Source organism: Streptomyces roseus, assembly GCF_001044425.1.
In the GTDB taxonomy this organism is placed as follows: Bacteria; Actinomycetota; Actinomycetes; order Streptomycetales; family Streptomycetaceae; genus Streptomyces; species Streptomyces roseus.
Genome location: NZ_LFML01000037.1, coordinates 32,122 through 57,290, shown reverse-complemented (window position 1 = coordinate 57,290; position 25,169 = coordinate 32,122). Strand labels below are relative to the sequence as shown.

Annotated in this window: 20 protein-coding genes and 1 tRNA gene; 2 read left to right on the top strand and 19 right to left on the bottom strand. The window is 72.0% G+C overall.

The genetic code is table 11. The annotated features are described in order from the left end of the window. Positions 1-77: 77 nt before the first annotated feature. The 5 genes from ACS04_RS10160 to ACS04_RS10140 form a co-directional block, all read right to left on the bottom strand. Entirely contained in the window at positions 78-719 is a 642-nt protein-coding gene (locus tag ACS04_RS10160) for an IclR family transcriptional regulator (RefSeq protein ID WP_030158675.1), read from the bottom strand. A 426-nt stretch (positions 720-1,145) separates the two neighbouring features. Further along, positions 1,146-2,930, bottom strand: a complete 1,785-nt coding sequence (locus ACS04_RS10155; protein WP_048476215.1) for a DEAD/DEAH box helicase — start codon at positions 2,928-2,930, stop codon at positions 1,146-1,148. 116 nt (positions 2,931-3,046) lie between these two features. Then, entirely contained in the window at positions 3,047-3,430 is a 384-nt protein-coding gene (locus ACS04_RS10150) for a type II toxin-antitoxin system death-on-curing family toxin (protein WP_245236345.1), read from the bottom strand. Further along, positions 3,427-3,627: a hypothetical protein gene (locus tag ACS04_RS10145; protein ID WP_048476231.1), complete on the bottom strand. Its 201-nt coding sequence runs from the start codon at positions 3,625-3,627 to the stop codon at positions 3,427-3,429. The genes ACS04_RS10150 and ACS04_RS10145 overlap by 4 nt, the downstream gene beginning before the upstream one ends. A gap of 83 nt (positions 3,628-3,710) precedes the next feature. After that, positions 3,711-5,189, bottom strand: coding sequence for an MFS transporter (locus ACS04_RS10140; RefSeq protein WP_048476214.1), 1,479 nt, complete (start codon positions 5,187-5,189; stop codon positions 3,711-3,713). Positions 5,190-5,367: 178 nt separating this feature from the next. Between ACS04_RS10140 and ACS04_RS10135 the strand changes: the two genes are divergently transcribed. Beyond that, a tRNA-Cys gene (locus tag ACS04_RS10135) sits at positions 5,368-5,439 on the top strand. A 67-nt stretch (positions 5,440-5,506) separates the two neighbouring features. Here ACS04_RS10135 and ACS04_RS10130 read toward each other — a convergent pair. The 12 genes from ACS04_RS10130 to ACS04_RS10075 all read right to left on the bottom strand — a co-directional run bounded on the left by ACS04_RS10130 (position 5,507) and on the right by ACS04_RS10075 (position 20,752). Then, entirely contained in the window at positions 5,507-6,058 is a 552-nt protein-coding gene (locus ACS04_RS10130; RefSeq protein ID WP_048476213.1) for a hypothetical protein, read from the bottom strand. Continuing rightward, positions 6,058-8,370, bottom strand: a complete 2,313-nt coding sequence (locus tag ACS04_RS10125; protein ID WP_048476212.1) for a DUF6571 family protein — start codon at positions 8,368-8,370, stop codon at positions 6,058-6,060. The genes ACS04_RS10130 and ACS04_RS10125 overlap by 1 nt, the downstream gene beginning before the upstream one ends. 11 nt (positions 8,371-8,381) lie before the next feature. Then, complete coding sequence (locus ACS04_RS10120; RefSeq protein ID WP_048476211.1) at positions 8,382-8,810, bottom strand: hypothetical protein; 429 nt, start codon at positions 8,808-8,810, stop codon at positions 8,382-8,384. Between the two features lie 102 nt (positions 8,811-8,912). Next, entirely contained in the window at positions 8,913-10,097 is a 1,185-nt protein-coding gene (mycP, locus tag ACS04_RS10115; RefSeq protein ID WP_063839253.1) for a type VII secretion-associated serine protease mycosin, read from the bottom strand. A 21-nt stretch (positions 10,098-10,118) separates the two neighbouring features. Then, the gene (locus ACS04_RS10110) at positions 10,119-11,543 is read right to left on the bottom strand and encodes a WXG100 family type VII secretion target (RefSeq protein ID WP_053080733.1); all 1,425 of its coding nucleotides are present in this window, start codon (positions 11,541-11,543) and stop codon (positions 10,119-10,121) included. Next, positions 11,543-12,091, bottom strand: a complete 549-nt coding sequence (locus ACS04_RS10105) for a hypothetical protein (RefSeq protein WP_245236344.1) — start codon at positions 12,089-12,091, stop codon at positions 11,543-11,545. The genes ACS04_RS10110 and ACS04_RS10105 overlap by 1 nt, the downstream gene beginning before the upstream one ends. A gap of 168 nt (positions 12,092-12,259) precedes the next feature. Next, positions 12,260-14,605, bottom strand: coding sequence for a xanthine dehydrogenase family protein molybdopterin-binding subunit (locus ACS04_RS10100; protein ID WP_048476209.1), 2,346 nt, complete (start codon positions 14,603-14,605; stop codon positions 12,260-12,262). After that, positions 14,602-16,701, bottom strand: coding sequence for a 2Fe-2S iron-sulfur cluster-binding protein (locus ACS04_RS10095; protein ID WP_053080732.1), 2,100 nt, complete (start codon positions 16,699-16,701; stop codon positions 14,602-14,604). The genes ACS04_RS10100 and ACS04_RS10095 overlap by 4 nt, the downstream gene beginning before the upstream one ends. Further along, positions 16,698-17,600: an FAD binding domain-containing protein gene (locus ACS04_RS10090; protein WP_078864603.1), complete on the bottom strand. Its 903-nt coding sequence runs from the start codon at positions 17,598-17,600 to the stop codon at positions 16,698-16,700. Before ACS04_RS10090 ends, ACS04_RS10095 begins: the two co-directional genes overlap by 4 nt. 410 nt (positions 17,601-18,010) lie before the next feature. Beyond that, positions 18,011-19,663: a beta-N-acetylhexosaminidase gene (locus tag ACS04_RS10085; protein WP_048476207.1), complete on the bottom strand. Its 1,653-nt coding sequence runs from the start codon at positions 19,661-19,663 to the stop codon at positions 18,011-18,013. A 211-nt stretch (positions 19,664-19,874) separates the two neighbouring features. Then, entirely contained in the window at positions 19,875-20,162 is a 288-nt protein-coding gene (locus ACS04_RS10080) for a DUF3039 domain-containing protein (protein ID WP_078860729.1), read from the bottom strand. A 29-nt stretch (positions 20,163-20,191) separates the two neighbouring features. Next, positions 20,192-20,752: a YqgE/AlgH family protein gene (locus ACS04_RS10075; protein WP_048476206.1), complete on the bottom strand. Its 561-nt coding sequence runs from the start codon at positions 20,750-20,752 to the stop codon at positions 20,192-20,194. A 288-nt stretch (positions 20,753-21,040) separates the two neighbouring features. On the opposite strand from ACS04_RS10075, the gene murA reads away from it, so the two are divergent. Next, positions 21,041-22,387, top strand: coding sequence for a UDP-N-acetylglucosamine 1-carboxyvinyltransferase (murA, locus tag ACS04_RS10070; RefSeq protein ID WP_048476205.1), 1,347 nt, complete (start codon positions 21,041-21,043; stop codon positions 22,385-22,387). 349 nt (positions 22,388-22,736) lie between these two features. On the opposite strand, the gene ACS04_RS10065 is transcribed toward murA, so the two are convergent. Both ACS04_RS10065 and ACS04_RS10060 read right to left on the bottom strand, forming a co-directional pair. Then, positions 22,737-23,018: an HU family DNA-binding protein gene (locus ACS04_RS10065; RefSeq protein ID WP_030161324.1), complete on the bottom strand. Its 282-nt coding sequence runs from the start codon at positions 23,016-23,018 to the stop codon at positions 22,737-22,739. 361 nt (positions 23,019-23,379) lie between these two features. Then, positions 23,380-24,783 (bottom strand): NAD-dependent malic enzyme, encoded by a 1,404-nt coding sequence (locus tag ACS04_RS10060; RefSeq protein WP_048476204.1) that lies wholly within the window; start codon positions 24,781-24,783, stop codon positions 23,380-23,382. Positions 24,784-25,169: the final 386 nt, after the last annotated feature.

The following is a 25,169-nucleotide window of genomic DNA, read 5'->3' as shown; positions in this document are numbered from 1 at the left end:
CGTACCCCTGGTACCCGTCGTACGGCTCGTACGCCTCGTCCGGCTCGTACGGCGGGAAGGCAGGCAGGCTCAGTGCGTCAGCGCAGGGCGTCGGCCACCTCTCGGGCCGCGTCCACCACCCGCGGGCCGACCCGCTCCGGCACGGCGTCGGCCAGCATCACGACGCCCACGCTGCCCTCCAGCCCCGTGATGCCCACGAGGGGGGCCGCCGCTCCGCTGGCGCCCGCCTCCAGCTCCCCGTGGGTCAGCGTGTACCCGGGCTCGGTGAGCGTGCCCTGACGGGCGGCCAGAATGGCCCGCCCGGCCGCCCCGCGGTCCAGCGGGTGGCGGAAGCCGGCCCGGTAGGCCACGTGGTAGTCGGTCCAGGTGGGCTCGACGACGGCCACGGCGAGCGCCTCGGTGCCGTCGACGAGGGTCAGGTGCGCGGTGGCGCCTATGTCCTCGGCGAGGGACCGCAGCGCGGGCAGGGCCGCCTCGCGCACCAGCGGGTGCACCTGCCGGCCGAGCCGCAGTACGCCGAGTCCGACGCGGGCCCGGCCGCCCAGGTCGCGCCGGACCAGGGCGTGCTGCTCCAGGGTGGCCAGCAGGCGGTAGACCACGGTGCGGTTGACACCGAGGCGGTTGGAGAGCTCGGTGACGGTCAGACCGTGGTCGGTGTCGGCGAGCAGTTTGAGGACTCTGAGTCCTCGGTCCAGAGTCTGGGAGGTTTCCGCGGTCACGACGCCTCTCCCTCTCTCGGTGAGCGGCGGTGACTCTCGGGGTGTATGCGGCGCCGGTCCCACGGCGACGCACGAGAGGCCGCCGGTAGCGGCCATGGCACCGGCTGCGCTCCCGCGGCGGCTCTGCCACGGGGCGTTCGATGCGGGGACATTAGCGAGCGGGTCCGCTCAGCGGAAGGGCTCGTCCAGAATCCGGGCGCCAACTACCCCTTTGTGCCGGTAAACGATCGCCGGAGGAGACGTTTCGTTACCCGGGCCGACCGCCGGCGCCTGTGCGATCGGCCGACGCGGATCGGGGGCCGCGGGCCCCCGGGCGACGCCGGTCCGGCCCCCGGTCCGGACACGGAACGTGACGGCGCCCCCGTACGAAACTCCGCCCGGGGCACGCCCGTCAGTCCGTAGGAACGGTGGACGCGGGAAGGGGGGTCACCGCATCCGGGTGGCCCACTCCTGCACCTTCTTGATCCGCTCCCGCAGCTGTCCCGCCGTCGCCTCCGCGCTCGGGGGGCCGCCGCACACGCGCCGCAGTTCGGTGTGGATCACACCGTGCGGCTTGCCGCTCTGGTGGACGTACGCGCCCACCATCGTGTTCAGCGACTTGCGCAGCTCCAGCAGTTCCTTGTGCGAGACCACCGGCCGCCGCTCGGCCGGCAGCTCCAGCAGGTCCGCCTCGGTGTCCGGCTTGCGGCGGCTGTGCGCGATCTGCCGGGACTGCCGCTTCTGGAGCAGCATCTGCACCTGGTCCGGCTCCAGCAGACCCGGGATGCCGAGGTAGTCCTGCTCCTCCTCGCTGCCCGGGTGCGCCTGCATGCCGAACTCGGCGCCGTCGTAGAGCACCCGGTCGAAGACGGCGTCGGACTCCAGCGCCTCGAAGGACATCTGCTCGTCCTCGCCGGTGTCCTCGTCCTCCTGCCGGTTCGCCTCGTCCATCTCCTTCTCGGACTCGGCGTACGGGTCCTCCTCGCCCTTCTTCTTGGGCTTGTCGAGGACGTGGTCGCGCTCGACCTCCATCTCGTTGGCGAAGCCGAGGAGATAGGGGATGGTCGGGAGGAAGACGGAGGCCGTCTCGCCGCGCCTGCGCGAACGCACGAAGCGGCCGACCGCCTGCGCGAAGAAGAGCGGGGTGGAGATCGTCGTCGCGTACACGCCGACTGCGAGGCGCGGTACGTCGACGCCCTCGGACACCATGCGGACCGCGACCATCCAGCGGTCGTCGTTCCCGCTGAAGGTGTCGATGTTCTTCGAGGCGCCGGTGTCGTCGGAGAGGACGAGGGTGGCCTTGGTGCCGGTGATCTCGCGGATCAGCTTGGCGTACGCGCGCGCCGAGTCCTGATCGGAGGCGATGACGAGCCCGCCCGCGTCCGGGATGCCCTTGCGGACCTCGGTCAGGCGCTGGTCGGCGGCGCGCAGCACGTTGGGCATCCAGTCGCCGCGCGGGTCCAGCGCGGTGCGCCAGGCCTGGGAGATGGCGTCCTTGGTCATCGGCTCGCCGAGGCGGGCGGCGATCTCGTCGCCCGCCTTGGTGCGCCAGCGCATGTTGCCGCTGTAGGAGAGGAAGATCACGGGCCGGACGACGCCGTCACCGAGGGCGTTCCCGTAGCCGTAGGTGTAGTCGGCGGAGGACCGGCGGATGCCGTCGTTGCCCTCTTCGTAGGTCACGAAGGGAATGGGGTTGGTGTCGGACCGGAAGGGCGTACCGGTCAGCGCGAGCCGCCGGGTCGCCGGGTCGAAAGCCTCCAGGCAGGCCTCGCCCCAGGACTTCGAGTCGCCGGCGTGGTGGATCTCGTCGAGGATGACCAGGGTCTTGCGCTGCTCGCAGCGGTTGCGGTGCAGCATCGGGCGCACGCCCACGCCCGCGTACGTGACGGCGACCCCGTGGTAGTCCTTGCTGAGCGGCCCGGCGGAGTACTCCGGGTCCAGCCGGATGCCTATCCGGGCGGCGGCCTCGGCCCACTGCTTCTTCAGGTGCTCGGTGGGCGCGACGACGGTCACCTGCTGCACGACGTGGTGGTGCAGCAGCCAGGACGCGAGCGTCAGCGCGAAGGTCGTCTTGCCCGCGCCGGGCGTCGCGACCGCGAGGAAGTCGCGGGGCTGGGTCTGGATGTACCGGTCCAGCGCACCCTGCTGCCATGCGCGCAGCTTGCTGGCGGTACCCCAGGGGGCACGGCCGGGGAAGGCGGGTGAGAGGTGGTGGGAGGCGGTAGTAGTCACGGTCTCCGGTTCGGCTCTCGGCGGCGGTCGTACGTAGGACAACCGGGCCACCCTACCGGGGCCGGCCGGCCCCTCGGGGAGGGACAGGCCCGTGACCTCGGCGGGTGCGGCGAGCGTCACATCCGGCGCAACCGCTCGGCGATGCGGGCCACATCGGCCTCGTGGCCGGCGGCGACGTCGATGACCAGGTCGTAGGCGGTGTCCTGGTCCACGCCGGCGAGGTCGATGCCGTTCACGGCGAGGAAGGTGGCGGCGGCGAGCCAGGCCGTCCGCTTGTTCCCGTCGACGAGGGGGTGGTTGATCGCGATCCCGTGCAGGAGCGCGGCGGCCTGCTCGTACGGGTCCGCGTAGGCGGGAGTCCCGAACATCCGCGCGCGGGGCCGGTGCACGGCGGACTCCAGCAGCCCGGGGGCACGCAGCTCGACGGGCTGCTCCTGGCAGGCGTGCCGCGCGAGGTCGAGCACCTCGGCGAGGGTCAGGTGCCGCACGCCGGCGCTCACCGGCCGAGCCGCTTCAGCAGCGCGTCGTGCCGCTGCGCCAAGCGCGCGGCCTCGTCCCCGACCCGCGCCCGTTCGTCCCGCAGGTACCGGCGCACGGCCTCGCGCGCGACGTCCTCGGGGGCACGCCCCGTCGCGTCGGCAAGATCGGCGAGCTGGGCCCGGTCACCGCCGTCCAGCGGAACGATCAAGTTATCCATCCGGGCAGGGTACGCACGGGCGCCGCGGGGCCTGGGCCCCGGCCTGCCCCGCCCCCGGCCGGCCCCCGCCCGGCCCGGCCCGCTCACGCCCGCGTTGCGGCCGGCTCCGGCTTCTCCCCGTACAGCCGGGTCGCGACCCACGCCCCGACCAGCGCCACGCACGCCATCGGCAGGAAGACCACGGCGAACGCCGCCGGGTGCGAGCCCGAACCCGCCCCCTCGGCGGCGACGGCGTGCGCGGCCCCCACCGCTCCCCCGCCCAGCGCGGCGAAGGCCGCGCCCCCCGCCGCCAGCAGCACCACGTTGGCCAGCGCGTCCGAGATCTGGAGCGCGGCGGAGTTGGCCCCCGCCTCCTCCGGCGCCGACAGTTCCAGCAGCAGCACGCTCGTCGAGGCGGTCACGAGCCCCATCCCGAGGCAGCCCACCGCCCAGGCGACCGCCAGCGTCCACACCGGCACGGACTCGATCAGCACGGCCGGCGCGGCCGCGATCGCGAGGGCCACCAGCACCATCCCGGCCACCATCAGCCGCTGCCGGTACGGCGCCATCCGCGGCTTCGACTGCAGCCACGAACCCCCCGCCCAGGTCGCACCGCCCGCCGCCAGCGAGAACCCGGCCAGCGTCGGGCTCAGCCCCCGCTGGGTCACCAGCATCAGCGGCACGAAGCTCTCCGCTGAGATGAACGACCCCGCCGCAACCCCGCGCAGCAGCACCACCGAAGGCAGCCCGCGCCGGGCCAGGTACGTACCGCGCGGCAGCAGCCCCCGTACGGCAGGCACCAGCAGCCCCACGCCCGCGGCGGCCGGCAGCAGCGAGAGCCACCGCAGGTCCTGCGCGGCGTACTGCAACAGCCCCGCCCCAGCGGAGATCCCGAAAGCCAGCCGGATCCGCCTCCCGTCGAAGGCGGCGGGCGGCGCGCCCGGGTCCACCGGTCCGGACGCGGTGCGCCGTATCGCGGGCAGGGCCACCACCAGCGGTACGACGACCAGCACGGGTATCCCGAGGAACACCCAGCGCCAGCCGAGGTGCTCGGTCACGGCCCCGGAGGCCAGCGGCCCGACGATGGACGGCACCACCCAGCTCGCGGCGAAGGCGGCCATGATCGCGGGCCGCAGCCGCTCCGGGTAGGCCCGGCTCACGACGACGTACAGCGCGACGATGACCAGCCCGCCCCCGAACCCCTGCACGGCCCGCCCGAGGACGAAGATCCACATGGCTCCGGCGGTCCCGGCGCACAGGAGGCCGGCGGCGAAGGAGGCGATCCCGACGGTGAGGGGCCGCAACGGCCCCTCCCGGTCGGCCCACTGCCCCGACAGCACCATGCCGAAGAGGCTGGTGGTGAAGTAGGCGGAGAAACCGAAGGCGTAGAGCCCGATCCCGTCCAGCTCGCGCGCGGCGACGGGCATGGCCGTCCCGACGGCGGTCGCCTCGAAGGCGATCAGGAAGATGACGGAGATGATCCCGATGCTGAGCACCCGGTACGCGGCCCCGAGAATCCCGCCCTCCGACTCCGGAGGAACCGGCACGTGGCGCTGCGACAGGCGGTCTTCAAGGGCACTCATCGCCCCAGAGTAAGCCCCACCCCCGGGCTACGCCCCGGTCAATTGGACCCATCCCCGCCTGGTCCCGAAGACCTAGTCCCGCGCATCGTGAACGCACCATGGCAATCGCATTGCACCCCCCGCGCGCCCCTTCCGCGCCCCGCCACCGGCCCGTACGGTCACACATATCACCACCCACAGCCGTGTGCCCGAGTGGTTGAGGGACTCGCCTGCAAAGCGAGGCACGCGGGTTCAATTCCCGCCACGGCTTCTCCCGAAGGCCGCTCAGAACTGCTCTGAGCGGCCTTCTCTTTGTTCCTCCGCGCGCGGCGTGCGGACTAGACCCCGCAGCGCGTCTGCTGCCGGCCCGCTTCGACGAACTTCTTCATGAGCCGAGTGAACAACGGGCGGGATTCGCCCTTCTCGACCTGGTCGGTGGAGCCGCTGAGCGACAGCTCGACCTGAAAGCTGTCCTGGCTCCCCTTGCAGACGAGGAGCACCCGGGCCCCCGTGTCGTAGACGATGCCCTTGTCGCCCAACGGCAGCGGGTCCGCCGGCGGCTTGATCAGCTGGGCGTTCCAGAAGAAGCTCTGCTCCAGCGGCTGACGCGTCGCAGAGGCGAGGAACCGGTCCTTGCCGTCCACGTCGACACTGCACGTGGCGCCCCGGCGCACCGCGGTCAGCTGCATGTCGGCCGGTCCCGACACGTTCACCTGCTCACCGTTGCCCACCAAGGGCCCCAGATCAGACCGGTCGAAGACGTCGAAGCAGGTGCGCTCGGGCAGCTTTGAGGCAGCCGTTTCGGTCCCCTTGGAACAGCCGGTCAGTACGGCCTGGGTTATCGCGACGGCAGCCGCCGCCAGCACAAAGGTGGACCGACGGGTGCGCATCAAGAACCTCCGTTGGACGTCGCGACCTGGCCGCGGCCGACGGCATGGGCGTTCGCCGTCTCGGTCGACGCGACGCCGGCGAGGGCGTCGACGGTCCGCTGGGACATTCCGGTTCCCTCGGTGGCCTTCCGGACTGACTGCGCTGCCGACAGCCCGGCCGCCGTCTGAGCGTCCGTGTAGTCGAGCACCGCCTTGTGGTCGATCTCGCCGATCTTCTCGGCCTTGTCCTTGGTCGCCCGCTCGACCAATCCTTCCGTGATGTCCTCCTGGAGCCATTCCACAACGTCCCCGGCCAGCGGGACCATCTCCAGGTACTTGCCGCCCGCCGCGCTGATGGCGCGATTGACCCACTTGGCGTTGTCTTCGACGCCCTTTACGTACTCTTCCTTCGTGTGGGCGTTCTCCCCGAACGTGCCCTCGGCCCTGGCCTCTGACAGGATGCCCGCAATCTGACCGCCCGGGTGAACGGCACTCTTGATCGCCGCGTCGACGTCCTCGTATTCGCTGCGATGCGCGATGACGTCGTTGATGAGCGTGGTCGTGAAGGCGCGCTGGGAGGCGGTCATCGCGCCGTACGCGTCCGGGTCCTGGCCCACGGCGCCGATGAAGGCGGCCATGTCGGCCTTGTGGAACGTGGCCATCTCGCCATTGACCTTGATCATCCCACTGCCGTTCTCCGCCGAGGCCTGGATGTCGGGCATGTACTCGGCAGCCATCTGACCGAAGTGGCCCGCCAGCCCCTTCAAGGGGTCGCTACCGTCCTCGCCCGGCTTCCCCGTGACCAACTCGGGCTTGTCGCCGATCTTCTCGACGACGCGTTCCATGATCGTCGTCATTTCCTTGCTGTGCGGGACCGGCTTCGCGTCCTCGTCGCCCGGTACGCGGCCCGAGACCGCCGCTTCGAGGGCGCCGCCGAGTGCCTCCTGGGCCGGGCCCGCTTGGCCGTAGGGGTGGCTCGGCGTCCGGTCGAAGGCGTCGGCCCAGGACTCCTTGTCCAGCATGTAGTCGACCATGCCCTGGGCCTTGCCGTGCTGGCCGGACACGACCTTGTCGGCCGTCGTGACGATGCCGTCGCCGTTGCTGTCCTGGCGGACGGGCTCGTTGAAGAAGGCCGTCGCCGCGTCCGGGTTGTGGGACATCGCGTCCATCAGGCCCGTCAGCGGGTAGAAGCCGCGGCTGCCGTCCTTGCCCTGGCTGAGCACCGTCTTCGGGTCGTAGGGGGATCCGTGCTCCCAGGCCTTCGGGTTTTCGCGGTCGAAGGCGACCATGTCCCGGCCGACCGAGGTCAGGAAGTCCTTGTCGTACTTGCCTTCGTGGAGCAGCGCGCCCAACGCCTGGTACCCGTAGATCCTGCTGGTCATATCACCGGTGACCTGCATCTCCTTGCGGCCGGCCTTCATCAGGCCGGTCGTCCATACCGCGTCCAGGTGGTTGGGCGAACTCTTCTGCGTGGCCAGCCCCAGCATCGCGCCCAGGTCGTTCTGGATGTTGCCGACCATCGCCAGGCGGTCCTTGCCGGCCTCGCCGAGGGTCGAGGCGTCGATGGACAGCTTCGCGTACGCCTCCAGCGTGCCCTCGGGGCCGAGCTTGCGGTAGAAGTCCGGGGCGAACTCCGCATCGTTGCGGTTGTCGTCGAGCAGGTCCTCCAGCTCGCGCAGCGCCCCGGGATCGCGGGCCACGCCGCCCGGCTCCTTGCTGAGCTTCCTCATCAGCTCGGCCGCCCGGTCGGCCTGCTCGCCGTCGAGGGTGGTGTACTTCGGGGCGGTGAAGTCGTGGTCGTCCGAGACGTTCGCGCGCAGCGCGCGGGCCAGGGAGTCGTCGGCGTCCGCGCAGTCCTCCACGAGCCGGTCGACCCTCGCCTGCCAGGCCTTGCGGTTCTCCTCCTGCTTGCGCTTGAACTCGGGGTAGTCCGGGTCGTGCCGGGCCGCGAACTCGGTCTTCGGGTCCATCGGAACGACCGAGACCTTGCCGGCCGCGTCCACGCGGAACCCGGCGGCCGGGATCTCCTCGTCGGCGGCCTTCTTCAGCGCGTCCCGCGCGGTCTTGATGGTGGTGTGTCCGTCGCTGAGGAGTTGGTGGACGCCCTTGGCCTCCTTCGCCGCGTCCTCGAACTCCTTGGCCGTCTTGTCGACGAACGCCCGCCCGACGCCCGCGGTGACCCCGCTCCACTCGGCCTTGTCGGCCTTGGCCTTCATGCCGTTGCGGGCGGCCTCGGCCATCTCGTCCAGCTTGTCGGCCATGGCCTTCCAGTCCGTGACCGCCGTCTGGAGCTTGTCCAAGGGCGCGTTCATCACGTTCTCGTACGTCAACATGGAGGCGCCGCCTACTTGAGGTACTTGTCGATCGCGGACGTGGTGAAGTCGGCGTGCAGCTGCTGCTCTTCCCGGGCGTGGGACTTGAGCGAGTAGTTGAGGCCGTTCGAGATGTTCGCGCAGGCCGCCACCAGGGTCTTCACCTGGCTCTCCCACGTGGTGTTGAGCTTCAGCAGTGCGGCGCCGCTGGCGAAGCTCTCCTTCGTGAGCGCACCGGCAGCCTCACCGGTGGCGGTCGCGGCGTGCTTGCCGTCCGTCTGGAGCCGCGAGTGCAGCTTGTAGGCCTCGGAGCCGATGGCGCCGATGTGGTCCTGGTTGAGTTCCAGGTCCCCGCCGGCCGTGCCACCGCCGCCGGGGTCGGCCGGGACGTGGTTCAGGCGCATCGAGACGTTGGCCGCGGCCGTGGCGCGCGCGGTGGACCATTCCTCGTCGAACGACATCGCGTGCTTTTCTCCCTGTGTCACATCAGCGTCTAACACGCTCAACTGCGTTGGGGGTTACGGCTGGGCCGTCGTCCGGTTGGTTCCGTCTCGTACGCGCCGTCAGTGGTTCCTGCGCCGCACGACGACGGCGGTGACCGCTCCGCCGATGAGCACGCAGGCTCCCAGCCCGAGGGCGATCCAGGGAAGCGAGCTGCCGCTCTTCTTCCCGTCGGCCTGCGGCGCAGGCTTGGGGGCCGCCGGGCCGGACGCCTTGCCGTCGCCGGAGGGCGAGGGGTTCCTGGCCGCATCCGCGGCAGCCAGGTCGGGCAGCGGGTACACGTCGGCCGGACCGGGGTCACCGGGGTTGGGAACGGCGATCCTGGGCCGGACGATGCCGTAGCCGACGTAGTCGTTGCGCTGGGTGCCGTCGGCCGGCTTGCCCGCGGTGTTCAAGAGGACACGGAGGACTTGGTTGTTGGTCCAGTCGGGGTGCGCGGACCAGAGGAGGGCGGCGGAGGCGGAGGCCAGGGCTGATGCGTCGCTGGTGCCGTGACTGGTGCAGAGTCCGGTCTTTCCTGCACAAGCTGTGACGATGTCCATACCAGGCGCCGCCATGTCGAGCTGACCGCCGTGCTGTGACTCCTTGGTCGGTTCGCCCTTGGAGTCCACGGCGCCGACAGCCACTACTCCGGGGGTGGCGGCAGGGTACATGACCTTGTTACCCGTGTCCCCATTGTTGCCGGCACCAGCAAAGATCAACTTTCCTTTGGAGAGCGCGTACTTCACGGCTTCCCTGCGCTTTTCGTCATCCTTCGGAGTGCCGGGGTAGGCGAGGGAGATATTGATGATCTTGGCATCCGAGTCCGCCGCATAACGAATGGCCGCCACCCACGTTGGAGTGTCTGCCCCCTCCAGCATGTCAGGTACACGAATCGGAAGGATCTTGCTCCCAGGCGCAAGGCCGAAAGCGCCGTCACCGCTGGGATGGTTTCCGGTAGCGGCGATGATCGATGCCATGCTCGTGCCGTGACTGCTGAGATCCTTCCGCTCGTCACCTGCGCCATCCCCTTGGACGAAGTCCTTACCGGACAGCACCTGCCCTTCGAGTTCCGGAATGCGATTCACACCCGTATCGATCAGTGCAACAGTGACCCCCTTGCCGTTGCTGATCTTCCAGATCTCTTCGGCTTTCATGGTGTCGAGATGCCACTGCTTCGAACGAATGGTTTCCGCATGAGCTGGGGTTGCGGCGACCCCAGCCAGCAACAAGCCGACGAGGGCCGCGGTGGCCTTACGCTTGTGCATCCCGTACAACGTCCGTTCTTCTCAGTCGATCACCGGCGGAGCGACACGACGGCCGCCCTGCCAGGTCTCTTCGTCCTCGACCAAATAATCGGGGCGCTCGCCGCCTTGATCCTCGCGTCGTCTGCCCGGAGCTCGAGTACCAGCGGCTCCATGGCCCATGGCGCCACCACTGTTGCGCACGAGACCCGAGCCCCCCTGCGTGAACGGCTGCCCCCCCGCCGTCACGCGCCCCCCTGTGACCGACTGGCGGCCGCCCACAATGCCGCCCGGCTCCGAGGCCAGCCGCCGCGCCGGCGAACCGCTCACACCGCTGGCGTGTGCAGCACCGCCGCCCCCGTGAGGCGCTCCGCCCACCATTCCTCGGCCGGTCTGTGTGCCCTCGCCGCCGATGACCGTGCCGCGTGGGATGCCCGCGGTGGGGCCGCTGGTTTGCACGGCGCGACCGCCCATGATGCCGGAATCCCGAGGGGGCAGACCTGGGATCGGATTGACCCTGCCGGAACCGCTGGCGCCCGGGCCGAGGTTTGATACCTGGCCCAGGCCGGGACCAAGGCCCGTCTTGCCAGTGACTGGCGGGAGACCCACAGGCGGGATGGGGACGACGGGCCCGGGGCCAGGGCCCACCGGAAGGTTGGGGACCGGTGTGGCCGTCGTCGGGGGCAAAGTCGTCGTGGGAGGCGGCAAGGTCGCAACGTGGTCAAGGTCCACGTCAACGTCACGATCCGGGGTCCCGGGCAAGGACGGATGCACCGTCGTCTGGGACGGAGGGCTGTCCATCTTTGACTGCTGGCCTGGTGCCCAACCCTGCTCGTTCTCGGACCCCGTATTGCCGGGTGCGTTAGGTGCGTGCGATGAGTTGCCTGGACTCGAACCCCCGCCACCTGGGCGAGCCAGATCGCCTTCCATGGAGACGTCCGTCGGAACGATCGCCGCCGGCGGCGGCGGGAACGTCGGGATCTCCGCCTTGTCCATCTCGCCGTAGGAGAGCTCGTACGACTGCGCCAGGTTGTTCATCAACCTGATGGACTCGCGGTGGTCAGCGTCGAGCTTGCTCCGCTCCTGGCTGGCGATCTGCTGTGCGTCCGGGTCGTTGTGGGCCTTGCGGGCCGCTGCCAGGTTCTCGGCGGCCTTCGTGTCGTACGCGGGCATGTCCCGCGCCTCGACCATCTTCTGGACGGTTTCACCCATCCACTTCGCGCCCGTCGCGCTGTACTCACTCAGCCGAAGGGTGGCATTGCCAGCCCGGCCCACCCATTCCTGGAAGGCCGTCGCTGCCTCGCCTTCCCACCCTGTGACTCGGTGGTTCTTCAGCTTCTCAGCGATCTTCGCGATGTCCTCGGACGCCTTCTGCAGGCGGTCGGCGCGGTCCTTGACCGCCGTCGGGTCGAGCGAAGCCCGCATCTCGCGCAGTTTCTGGTGCGAGTAGCCCTCGAAATTCGTTGCCATCAGTAGTCAGCCCCCCTCGGCTTGCCGTGCGAACCGGGAGTCTCGGAACCTTGGTGCTTCGAGGCTTCCAGCTTGCGCTGTTCCTCGACGTACGGGTCGCGTTTCGGGTCGTACTGCGCCTCCGCCGTCTGCGCGAGAGCGACCATCCGACGCTTGGTCTCGTAGTCCACGTCGGTGTACCCGTTGCCCGCCGACAGGATCGCGATGCCCATGGCCTCGATCAGTCCACCCAGACCCTTCGAGAGCTTCTCGAGCTCCGAGACGACCGTCGTGTACGACTTGAACAGCGCGTCGGCCTCCGGGAAGCCCGAGCCCAGCTTGGCCGCCGGCAGGGTGTTCGTCGCCAGTTTCTTGTGGTCCGCGGCCGAGCCCGTGAGGTCGTCCAGGAGGTCGTCGACCATCTTCTGGTACTCGGTCAGCGTGTCGTGCTCGATCTTCAGGTCGGCCGCGGCCTGCTGCGCGTTCGCCTGTTTCCTGATCGCGTCCGCCAGGCCCGCTCCGAGGCCGCCCAGCCCCACCAGCCCGTCCGGTGCCTTCTCCTCTGCCACGATGACCTCCCCGACTCCCCGAAATCCCCGGGGTCGCGGCGCTTGCGCCGCGGCCCCTCCCCGTTCGCACCCGTTCAATCGCGCACGAGCTACGTCCTCACGATCACTCTAGCGACCGGCACCGACAGCCCCAACCTCGGGGTTGCAGGTGCAATGCGGGTCACACGGTCACGAGTTGGGCGCCGCCACCGCCGCCGATGGCCGGATCGGGAGCCTGTTCACCGGGCGGCCCGTGGCCGCACGTACCGCCGAGGCCACCGCCGCCGGGGTCGTCACCACCGGGATCGCGCTCGCCGCCTTCGCCCCGAACGGCGCCACCACGTCCCGCTCTTCGACCAGTTTGACGATCCGCACCACCGGCGCGTCCAGCGACGTCGGCAGCGCGTAGCCCGTCAGGTCCGGGTGGCGGACCAGACCCGACACCGAGCGGAGGTTCTCCGTCAGGGCCGCGCCCACGCCCTGCGTGACGCCCGCTTCGATACGGGCCTCCAGCTGGCGGGGGTTGAGGATGCGGCCCACGTCCTGCGCCACCGCCAGTTCGACCACGCGGACCGACCCGAGCTCGATGTCCACGTCCACCACCGCACGGATCGCGCAGAACGCGAGGCCGACGAACGCGTCGCCCTGGCCGTCGCCGTCCAGGGGCTCCGTCGGGTGCGGGCGGCACTGGGCCGTCGCCCAGAGTTCCTTGCCCGCCATCGCCTCCGCGACCGTCGTCGAGAACGCGCCGTCGTACGAGGTGATCCGGCCGTCCTGGATCTGCAGGAGCTCCGTCGACATGCCCAGCTTGTGCGCCATCGGCTGGAGGAGCTGGGTGCGGACCATCTTCGCCGCCCGCTCCACCGCGCCGCCGCTCACCCACGTGTGGCGGCCGTGCGCCGCCGGGCCCGCCGGCGGCTGGTCCGTGTCGACCGGGGCCGTGACCACCTCTTCGACACCCAGCGTCTCCTGCACGATCTGGCGGGCCAGCGTGGCGAAGCCCTGCCCCGTGTCCACCGCCGCGCAGATCACCGTCGCCGACCCGTCGACGACCTTGACCGTCGCCGTCGAGACCTCGTCCGTGCCCTCCGCGCCGAGCATGTGGACCATGCCCACGCCGTACCCGACCCCGCGCCGCACCGCGCCCGGCTCGCCCGCGCCCTCCGGGCCGCCCGGCAGCAGCCACTCGTCCTCGGGGGTGTCCTTCGGGAGGGAGGGGAGCTCGAAGTCGCGTACCGCGCGCAGGAGTTCGGCCACCGGTGCCGGGCAGGTCACCGTCTGGCCGGTGGGCAGGAGGTCGCCCGTCGCCAGTACGTTGCGCAGGCGCAGCTCGGCGCCGTCGATGCCGAGCGCGGCCGCGAGCTTGTCCATCTGGCCCTCGTACGCGGCGCAGACCTGCATCGCGCCCTCGCCCCGCACGTGGCCCGACGGCGGGTTGTTCGTACGGACCGCCCAGCCCTCCACGAAGGCGTGCGGGACCACGTACGGGCCGCACGCGAACGCGACCGCCGCCGCCAGCGACTCGGAGGACGAGTCGGCGTACGCGCCCGCGTCCATCAGGATCTGGGCCTCGACCTTGACCAGCCGCCCCTCCGCGTCCGCGTGGTGGCGGTAGCGCAGCAGCGTCGGGTGGCGGTGGGTGTGGCCGAGGAAGGACTCCTCGCGGGTGGCGGCCAGCTTGACCGGGTAGCCGGTGCGCAGCGCCAGCAGGCCCAGCGGCAGCTGGAACGCCGCGTCCTCGCGGTCGGCCGTGGCGCCCGGGACGCCCGTGACGACGACGCGCACCCGGTCCGGTTCGAGGCCGAAGCAGGCGGCCGCCAGGTCGCGGTCCAGGTGGGGGTCGGTGGAGGCGGTGTAGATCTCCACGCCGCCGTCGGGGCGCGGCACGGCCAGCCCCGCCTCGGCGCCGATGGGCGCGGGGTCCTGGCGGCCGATCCGGTACAGGCCCTCGACGACGACCTCGCCGGTGGCCTCCGGATCGCCGTAGCGGAGCGGGATGTGCCGGATCAGGTTGCCGTCCGGGTGGAGCGGGGCGGCACCGAAGGACTGCTCGGGGTCGGTGACCGCGTCCAGCAGCTCGTACTCGACGGCGATCGCGGCGGCGGCGAGACGGGCGGTGTCCGGGTGGTCGGCGGCGACGGCGGCGATGGGCTCGCCGTGGTGGCGCACGACGTCGTGGGCGAAGACGGGCCGGTCGGCGACGCGGCGGCCGTGGGTGGTGGCGCCGGGGACGTCGGCGTGGGTGACGACGGCGCGCACGCCGGGCATGGCGGCGGCCGCGGAGGTGTCGATGGAGAGGATGCGGGCGTGGGCGTGCGGGGAGCGCAGGACGGCGGCCCACAGGAGGCCCTCGGCCCACAGGTCGGCGGCGTACGGGAAGGTGCCCTCGCTCTTGGCCCGGGTGTCGGCGGCGGGCACGGAGGCTCCGATTCCGCGCGGCACCTCCTGCTCGCCCGCCTCGGGCGCCGCGGAGGCCGAGGCGCCCGCGGAGACCGATACCGTCGTCGTGGCCGTGGCCGCGTCGTGCCCGCTCACGCCATGCCTCCGTTGTGGTGGATCCCGCCCTCGCCGGGCGGGGCCTGGTGCGGGATACGCGCTTCCGCGCCGGCCCCGTAGCCGGGCGCGAGCCCGTTCCCGGGCGCAGCAGCCTCGCCCCCGCCACCGCCCCCCGACGCCGCGTCGCGCTCGGCGACGACCTCGCGCACGGCCTCGATGACGCCCTTGTAGCCCGAGCAGCGGCACAGGTTGCCGCACAGCGCCTGGCGCGTCTCCAGCTCGGTGGGGGCGTGGTTGCCCTCCAGCAGGTCGTGGATGGTCATGGCCATGCCGGGCACGCAGAACCCGCACTGCACCGCACCCGACCTGCACAACGCCTGCTGCACGTCCGAGAGTTCCCCGCCACCGGCGAGCCCCTCCACGGTCCGCACCTCACTGCTCGCCGCCGTCGCGGCCGGCACCAGGCAGGAGGCGACGAGCCGGCCGTCGACCTGCACCGCGCACGCCCCGCATTCGCCCTGGGAGCAGCCGTCCTTGGCGCCGGCGAGGCCGAGCCGCTCGCGCAGCACGTAGAGCAGGGACTCGCCGATCCACGCGCCGGTGACGGGCCGGTCGGCGCCGTTGACGCGCAGGACGTAGGAAGCCAGCGGATGCTCGTGATGGGCGACGGCCCCCACTGTCGCGTTTTCTTCGTACGCCGCCACCTCGGCCGGGAAACCTTCGCCCCCACCCGCATCCGGCACCGCAGAGGCGATGTCCGCGGTGTCCGCGCCCGGCGTTCCCGGCTCCCCCGCTTCGGCGAAGGCGAACCCCCGCCCGTCCGTACCGGCGGGCTCCGGGCCCCGCTCCGCGGCGGGCTCCGCCGTGAAGGCGTGCTCACCGCCCGGCCCGGGCTCCGCCCCGGCGGGGCCGTGGCCCGATGCCGTGAACCCGTGCCCGTCGGTGTCCCCGGGGCCACCCGGGAGCCCGTACTCCGCGGGCGTCGCCGCGCGCTCCGCCTCCGGGTCCGCCCCGACGGCCGGGCCCGCCCCGACGGCCGGAGCGACCTCGGCGGCCTCCGCCCCCGGATGCGGCCGCTCCGCCGTGACCGGCGTCCCCGCCGCGCCGTGCGCGGCCTCGATGTCGTGCGGGGCCGGATGCGCCGGCTCGGGCTCCGCCGCCTCCGGGAGCGTGCCCACACCGGGGCCGCCCAGCAGGCGCGGAGCGCCTCCGGGGCCGCCGACGCCGGGGCCGCCGAGCCGCCGCAGGCCGGCGCCCGAGGTACCGGTGTCGCCCGCGTCGGGGCGCGCCTCGGGCAGCACGCCCGCGCTCATCGCGCCATCGGGACCGACACCACCCGGACCGGCCGCGCCCTGCTCGGCCGCGCCCTCACCTGCGACGCCCTCACCCGTGGCGCCCTGACCGGCGGCGTCCGCCGGCTCGAAGCCGGGGTGGGTCGCCCAGGGGGCCGCCGCGCCGCCCGGCAGGGTCGCCGGAGCCTGGCTCCAGTCGGCCGCCGGGGCGCTGCGGCGGAACTCGCCGGTCTGCTCGGGCAGTTCCGGCAGGGTCCACTGGCCCGTCGTCACGGGCTCGGAGTCCTGCACCGCCTCGGGGAACCGCCACTCGGCGGTGGCACCGGGATCGTGCGCACCCCCGGCCGAACCCGAAGCCGCACCCGCACCCGCACCCGCACCCGAATCCTGCGCTGCGCCCCCGAACGCCGCCGCCACCGACGCCGGAAGCGGGATCGAGGCCGGGATCGGCCCCCCGACCGGCGCCGGCGTCGGCGCTCCGGCCGGCGCACCCGCGGTCCCCGGGCCGCCCCGGGCCGCCGTCCCCGCCTCGGGCCACTGCGCCGGCATCGTCCACGTACCCGTCGCCGCCGGATCGGCGCTCCCCGAACCCAGCGGCACGATCATCGGCGGCGGCACGTAGCCGTGCCCGGGCGCCGCGAGCGGCTCCCCGGTGCCGAGCGCGTCCAGCATGTCCTGCGGCAGCTTCACGAAGGCCGTCGCGTCGGAGTCGTACTCGCCGCCTTGCGGGACCGGCTCCCAGCCCCAGCCGGTGCCGGCATGGCCCTCGGGACCCGCCTCGCCCGTCGTTCCGCCCACGCCGCCCACGCCGTTCACGCCGTTCACGTTCTCGTTCTCACTCATGAGGTCAGCGCCCTCCCCAGGGCCCTCCGTGCCAGCACGGCGACCGTCCGCCGCAGATGCAGTACCCCGGGTGCCACCGGCTCCCCCTGGTCGGGGACGCAGGCGGCCGCGACGTACTCGCCGAAGGCCTCCAGCGCCTCGGGCGCCAGCGTCCTCTCCCCGTCCCAGTCGATCAGCGAGGCGACCCACTGCTCGGCCTCCAGCGGCCGCAGCGGCATGGGCGCGACCGCGCCGATCGCACAGCGCACACCCCGGCGCGCGGGATCCAGTACGAGCCCCACGGACGCCACCGCGCGCCCCGGCCCGGTGCGTCCCGTGGCCTTCAGGAAGACCTGCGGCGCGTGCAGCAGCGGCACCCGTACGAAGCCGATCAGTTCGCCGGGCCGCAGCATCTCGCGGCCGGCGAGCAGGTACGAGACCGGGATCTCGCGGCGCGATCCGCCGGGGCCGTGGATGACGAGGACCGCCTCCAGCGCGGCCAGTACGGGCAGGGCGTCGCCCGTCGGCGCGGCGGTGGCGATGTTGCCGCCGAGGGTGCCGGCGTTGCGGATCTGCGGGGGCCCGGCGGCCCGCGCGGCCGCCGCCAGCGCGGGGATCAGAGCGGCGAAATCCGGCCGTCCCATCCGCGCGTGGGTGAGCCCGGCGCCGAGCAGGGCGTGCCCGTCCTGGTACTGCCAGCCGCGGATCTCGTTGATCCGGCCGAGGCCGACGAGCGCGGCGGGCCGCAGCAGCCCGGCGTTGACGGAGGCCATGAGGTCGGTGCCGCCGGCGACGGGCACGGTGGCGGGCATGGCGGCGAGTGCCGCCACGGCCTCGTCGAGCGAGGCCGGCAGCGTCACGGACTGCGCCGCCTGCGGCCCCTGAGATGAATGCAGTGCATGCGGTGCGTGCGTGGTCAACCCAGCTGCCCCTTCCCGATGTCCCGGTCCCGGCGCTCACGCCTGTCCGCCGTACGGTACGTGCTCACCGCCGGGACGTGGCAACTCTGGCACATCTTCCCCACCGCCCGGCGCGAGGGTCCGGCGGGCGCCCCCGACCCTCCCGGCCGTCCGGTTTCCACCGTATTCACCGAATGAACCGAATCGATGGAGATCCGCCGAATACCCCGGAATCGAGCAAGAGTTCCCGACTCCCCCCAAGAACGAAGGACGTCCCGGAAGCCTCGGGAGTTCCACGGAAGTCCGAAGCGTTCCGAACGGTCCCGAACGGTCCGCGAAGCCGTCGCGCCCGCGGAGCGGGGGCGCGGCGGCGCGCGGACCGGTTCCGGCCAACCGCGGCCCACCACCTGGCGCCCCGCCGCCCTCCCTCATCACACGTTCGGGGGCTCCCCCTCCATCGGACGGCCGAGCACCCCCGGCCGCCGCTGCCACGGCAAGGGCCCGCCCGGCCGCCGGTAGTCGACGCCGAGCACGTCGAGCCGCCGGTAGTGCGCGCCCATTCTGGCCTCGAAGTCCGCGTAGTCCCGCTCGCCCGGCTCCGGCAGCCGCGACCACACCACCTCCGCGAAGGCCGCCAGGCGGGGGAACACCTGGTAGTCGACCCGGCTCTGGTTCTCCATCACCTCGGTCCACACGTTGGCCTGCGCGCCCAGGACGCGGGAGGCGGCCTCCGGCGACAGCTTCGGCGGCACCGGCTCGAAGCGGTACACGTCCTCCAGCGTGCGCACGTACCCGATCGGCATCGGCTCGTCCGGGCCGCCCGCCTGACGGTGGTCCAGGTACACGTGCTGCTCGGGGCACATCACCACGTCGTGCCCCGCCTCCGCGGCGGCGATCCCGCCCGCGTACCCGCGCCAGGAGGAGACCGCGGCCCCCGGCGCGAGCCCGCCCTCCAGGATCTCGTCCCACCCGATCAGCCGCCGCCCGCGCTCCGCGAGCCAGCCGTCGAAGTGCCGGATGAACCAGGACTGCAGCCCGTCCTCCCCGTCCACCCCCAACTCCCGGATCCGCTCCTGCGCGAGTGCCGACGCACGCCACTGCTCCTTGGGGCACTCGTCTCCGCCCACGTGGACGAACGGCGAGACCTCCGCCGGGAACAGTTCCAGGAGCTCCTCGAAGACGCCCTCGTAGAAGCGCAGTACGGCCTCGGTCGGCGCGAGCACGTTCTCGTTGATCCCCCAGTCGTCCCACACCTGAAGCGCGGCGGTGTCCACGACGTCCGTGTTGCCGAGTTCCGGGTACGCGGCGATGGCGGCCTGCGAATGCCCCGGTACGTCGATCTCCGGGACCACCCGTACGTGCCGCTCGGCGGCGTACGCGACGATCTCGCGGACGTCCTCCTGCGTGTAGAAGCCGCCGTGCGGGGTCTCGTTCCACAGCGGCGAGGCCCGGTGCCCCCAGCGGCTGCGCGGCCGCCAGGCGCCGACCTCGGTGAGCCGCGGGTGGCGCTTGATCTCGATGCGCCAGCCCTGGTCGTCCGTCAGGTGCAGGTGCAGCACGTTGAGCTTGTGCGCGGCGAGCAGGTCGATGTACCGCAGCACGCCGTCCTTCGGCATGAAGTGCCGGGCCACGTCGAGCATCAGCCCGCGCCATCCGAAGCGGGGTGCGTCCCGGACCTCTCCCACCGGCAGCCGCCGGCGGCGGTCCGGCGTCGCGGGGGCGCGCCGGTGGGCCTCGGGCCCGAGCAGCTGACGCAGTGTCTGCGCGGCATAGAAGAGGCCCGCCGGGTCGGCGCCTTCGAGCAGCACCCGCTCCCGCGTGACGCGCAGCTCGTACGACTCCGCCCCGGCGCCGCGCGCGAGCTCGGGGCGCAGCGCCAGCCGGATGACCACGCGCCCGCCGTCCGCGTGTCCCGCCTCCGGCGCGGGCAGGTCCCAGCCGGTGGCCGCGCCGAGCTCGCGGCGCAGCCAGCGGGCGGTGCCCTCGGTGCCGGGGCCGGCGTCGAGGAGCGGATCGTCCAGTACGCACGCGCCGCCGTCGGGCGCGAACCGCGCGTACCGGGGCTGCGGAATCAACTCGGGCATGGCCTCGACCCCTCCACCGTCTGCCGTTGCGCAGTGCGCAACAGGCGTTCCACAGGGCGCCGGGCGCCCGCGTGCGGCCGACCCTAGTCCGCTCTCCGCGCACGGCAAAGGCCCCCGGACGCGTGCGAACGCGTCCGGGGGCCTTCGGCCTGCCGGGACACGGCGGCCGGGTCGGCGCCCCGGGGGCGGGACCCTGCGGACCAGGTGCGGACTACTTGTCGCCCTTGCCGCCCTTGTCCTTGTCCCCGCCGGGGCCCATGGACTCGTAGATCTCCTTGCACATGGGGCAGACCGGGTACTTCTTCGGGTCACGGCCCGGCACCCACACCTTGCCGCACAGCGCGACGACGGGGGTCCCGCCGAGCGCGCTCTCCATGATCTTGTCCTTCTGGACGTAGTGGGCGAAGCGCTCGTGGTCGCCGTCGCCGTGGGACACCTGCGGCGTCGGCTCTACGAGGGTCCCCGTACCAGTCCCGCGCTCGGGCTCAAGAGTGCTCATAAAAGCCAGGGTACCGACCCATGCGCGGGTCAGTTGAGCGACGGGTCGTCGGGATACGTCGCGACCATCGCGAGCTCGTTGCGCTGGCGGCGCAGCACCGCCCGCCACAGCCTTTCCGGATCCGGGTACGACACGTCGCCCGGCTCCGATTCCACGACGTACCAGGCGCCCTCGCCCAGCTCCGCCTCCAGCTGGCCCGGGCCCCAGCCGGAGTACCCGGCGAAGATCCGCAGCGAGCCGAGGGCCGCGGCCAGGAGCTCCGGCGGGGCCTCCAGGTCGACCAGCCCGATCGCCCCGTACACCCGGCGCCACCCGAGCGGCCCCTCCTCGCCGGGGATGACGGCCACGCCGAGCGCCGAGTCCAGGCCGACCGGGCCGCCCTGGAAGACGACCCCGGGATCGCCGGCCAGGGTCGCCCAGGGGAGCAGGACGTCGCCGACCCCCACCGGGGTGGGCCGGTTGAGGACCACGCCGAGCGAGCCCTGCTCGTCGTGGTCGAGCAGGAGCACCACCGCGCGGTCGAAGTTCGGGTCCGCGAGGGTGGGGGTGGCCACGAGCAGCCGCCCTGTGAGGGAGGACACCTCGGTCATGCCGACATGATCTCGCACATTCGCCCTCCGGGGGGAGCGGGCGGACGCATCGGATCGCTCGCAGTTCAGGGCGCACGGCGGCAGGGAGGAGCGCGCGTCGCCGACGCGGCCGGAATGCGACACTCCGCCATGAGGTGGGCACTGTGGGTGTTGTGGCTGATTCATGACAGTCATACGGCCGCGTCGGCCTTACGAACAAGGGGGTGCTGCCCCTTACCCTTTTCCCTGGCCCCCTGCCCACCCTCCTCTGGCCTCGCCGGGGGAGCCCCTCTCCGGAACGCGAGATTCATGACCGGCACAGACAGAGACGACGTACTACTTGTCCATGGCGGTACCCCGCTCGAGGGCGAGATCCGTGTCCGCGGTGCGAAGAACCTCGTGCCCAAGGCCATGGTCGCCGCTCTGCTCGGCAGCGAACCCAGCCGGCTGCGCAACGTTCCCGACATCCGCGACGTCCGGGTCGTGCGCGGGCTGCTCCAGCTGCACGGGGTGACCGTGCGCCCCGGCGAGGAGCCGGGCGAGCTCGTCCTCGACCCGACGCACGTCGAGAGCGCGAACGTCGCGGACATCGACGCGCACGCGGGTTCGTCGCGCATCCCGATCCTGTTCTGCGGCCCGCTGCTGCACCGCCTCGGCCACGCCTTCATCCCGGGCCTGGGCGGCTGCGACATCGGCGGCCGGCCGATCGACTTCCACTTCGACGTGCTCCGCCAGTTCGGCGCGACCATCGAGAAGCGTGAGGGCGGCCAGTACCTGGAGGCCCCGCAGCGCCTCCGCGGCTGCAAGATCCGCCTGCCGTACCCCTCGGTCGGCTCGACCGAACAGGTGCTGCTGACGGCCGTCCTGGCCGAGGGCGTCACCGAGCTCAGCAACGCCGCGGTGGAACCGGAGATCGAGGACCTCATCTGCGTACTGCAGAAGATGGGCGCCATCATCTCCATGGACACCGACCGGACCATCCGGATCACCGGTGTCGACCGCCTCGGCGGCTACAACCACAAGGCGCTCCCGGACCGCCTGGAAGCCGCCTCCTGGGCTTCCGCGGCGCTGGCGACCGGCGGCAACATCTACGTCCGCGGGGCGCAGCAGCGCTCGATGATGACGTTCCTGAACACGTACCGCCGTGTCGGCGGCGCGTTCGAGATCGACGACGAGGGCATCCGCTTCTGGCACCCGGGCGGCCCGCTCAACGCGATCGCGCTGGAGACGGACGTCCACCCCGGTTTCCAGACCGACTGGCAGCAGCCGCTGGTGGTCGCCCTGACCCAGGCCACGGGCCTGTCGATCGTGCACGAGACGGTCTACGAGTCCCGTCTGGGATTCACCTCCGCGCTCAACCAGATGGGTGCACACATCCAGCTGTACCGGGAGTGCCTGGGCGGCAGCGCCTGCCGGTTCGGGCAGCGCAACTTCCTGCATTCGGCGGTCGTCTCCGGCCCGACGAAGCTGCAGGGGGCCGACCTGGTCATCCCCGACCTGCGCGGCGGGTTCTCGTACCTGATCGCGGCGCTGGCGGCCGAGGGCACCTCGCGCGTCCACGGCATCGACCTCATCAACCGCGGCTACGAGAACTTCATGGAGAAGCTCGTGGAGCTCGGGGCGAAGGTCGAGCTCCCGGGCGGCGACCTCGTCTGAGCCGTTACGGCCGGCCGTAAGCCCCCCGGGCCCCGCAAGGGCCCGGGGGGCTTTCGCATGCGCCCTCCCGGCCGTACGCGGGCACGGGGCCCGGGCGGCGGCGCAGGGCCCGTACGCGGCGCGGGGCGGCCGTACGGCCGCGCAGGACGGCGTACGCGGCGCGAGGTCACCCGTACGCGGGCGCAGGGCGGCCGTACGGCCCTCTTGGCGGCCCGGGGCGGCCGGGGCCGCCCGGGGCCCCGGACAGGCCGAAGGGCGGCCTCCCCGCCCGGGGATGGCCGCCCTTCGCCAGTACTGCGTACTGCTCCGCCGCTCCGAACGCCCCTGCGGGCTCCGGTACGGGCGGGACTTACTTGCCCTTGGCGGCTTCCTTGAGCTTGGAGCCCGCGGAGACCTTCACGCTGAAGCCGGCCGGGATCTGGATGGGGTCGCCGGTCTGCGGGTTGCGCGCGGTGCGAGCGGCACGGTGGGTGCGCTCGAAGGTCAGGAAGCCGGGGATGGTGACCTTCTCGTCGCCCTTGGCGACAATCTCGCCGACGGTCTCGGCGAGCGCGGCCAGAACGGCGTCGGCGTCCTTGCGGGTCACCTCGGCGCGCTCGGACAGAGCGGCCACCAGCTCACTGCGGTTCATGTTGTACTCCCGTGTTCAACTTGCCTTAGAGGCGTGAGATCGAAGCCGATGCTGCCAGGGCCCTCGGACAGTCCCCGGACCCGGGTCTGAACGTCAGACCCTCTCGCCCGGTTACGCATCCTGCCCCCACCAGCGGCGGGAAAGCCAATCCGGCACCCGCCAGGGTCACACGAAAAGCGCCACAGTCACGCCGCGGTGACGCTCCGTCCGCACTTGGTGGATGCGGACCGCGGACCTCGCGGGCATCCCCGCAACCCTAGAGGCGGCCCGCCGGGCCCGCATCTCGCGACGCGCCGGGAGAGGCGAGCCGTGAGGGCCGTCACAGACGGCCGGGACCCCGGCGGCTGCGTCCGACCGCGCGTCAGAGCGCCGAGGCGGCCTTGCGGACGGCCCCGGCGACCGCGCCGGCCACCTTGTCGTTGAACACCGAGGGGATGATGTAGTTGGCGTTGAGCTCGTCCTCGCCGACGACGTCGGCCAGCGCGGTCGCGGCGGCCAGCATCATGTCCGTGTTCACGGTGCGGGACTGGGCGTCCAGCAGGCCGCGGAAGACACCCGGGAAGACCAGCACGTTGTTGATCTGGTTCGGGAAGTCGGAGCGGCCGGTGGCCACGACGGCGGCGGTCTGGCGGGCGACGGCCGGGTCCACCTCGGGGTCCGGGTTCGCGAGCGCGAACACGATCGCCCCCTCGGCCATGGCGGCGACGTCCTCGCCGGACAGCACGTTGGGGGCGGAGACGCCGATGAACACGTCGGCGCCGACCACGGCCTCCTTCAGAGTGCCGGTGTAGCCCTCGGGGTTGGTGTTGTCGGCGATCCAGCGCAGCGGCGAATCGACGGCCGCGTCGACCAGGTCGGTGCGGCCCGCGTGCACGACGCCGTGGATGTCGGCGCTCACGGCGTTCTTCACGCCGGCCGCGAGGAGCAGCTTGAGGATGGCCGTACCGGCGGCGCCGGCACCGGACATGACGACCTTGACGTCGCCAACTGCCTTGCCCACCACGCGAAGTGCGTTGGTGAGGGCGGCGAGGACGACGATGGCCGTGCCGTGCTGGTCGTCGTGGAAGACGGGGATGTCGAGGGCCTCGCGCAGCCGGGCCTCGATCTCGAAGCAGCGCGGCGCGGAGATGTCCTCCAGGTTGATGCCGGCGAAGCCCGGGGCGATCGCCTTGACGGCCGCGACGATCTCGTCGGGGTCCTGGGTGTCCAGGCAGATCGGCCACGCGTCGATGTCCGCGAAGCGCTTGAAGAGGGCCGCCTTGCCCTCCATGACCGGCATGGCGGCCATCGGTCCGATGTTGCCGAGGCCGAGCACGGCGGAGCCGTCCGTCACGACTGCGACCGTGTTGCGCTTGATGGTCAGGCGGCGGGCGTCCTCGGGGTTCTCGGCGATCGCCATGCACACGCGGGCCACGCCCGGGGTGTAGATCATCGAGAGGTCGTCGCGGTTGCGGATGGGGTGCTTGGACGCCATCTCGATCTTGCCGCCGAGGTGCATCAGGAAGGTTCGGTCGGAGACCTTGCCGAGACTGACGCCCTCGATGCCGCGCAGCTTGCCGACGATCTCGTCGGCGTGCGCGGTGGAGGTCGCGGCGATGGTGACGTCGATGCGGAGCTTCTCGTGACCGGATGCGGTCACGTCGAGGCCGGTGACCGACCCACCGGAAGACTCCACGGCGGTGGTCAGCTGGGAGACCGCGGTTCCGCTCGCGGGCACTTCCAGGCGGACCGTCATCGAGTACGAGACGCTGGGCGCCGTTGCCATGGCCGTGTTCCTCTTCTGTCCCTGGTTTTTTGTACGCACACAGGGCCCCGCGCACGCCAGGTGCGGCAGGACCTGTTGTCCGATCGTCCCACCTACCAGCCAGTACAAGGTAACCAGCTACAAATTTCGGAAAGACTCTTCCACCATACGAGATAGATCAGGCGTTCGGAAGCCGGGGGCCCGCACAAAAAGGTCCGCGCCCCCCGGAATCCGGGGAGCGCGGACCTGTATGAACGTCTATGACACCGACCCGCCATGCTCGCCTCGCGGCAAGTGGTCGCTCTAAGCGACGAAGGTTGGGCCCGGGGGCTTGGATCGAGTCGGTGCCGTACCCAGGCTAACAAAGGATCGCCGGAAGCGATCCCCCTCCAGGGGGTTGACCTCGT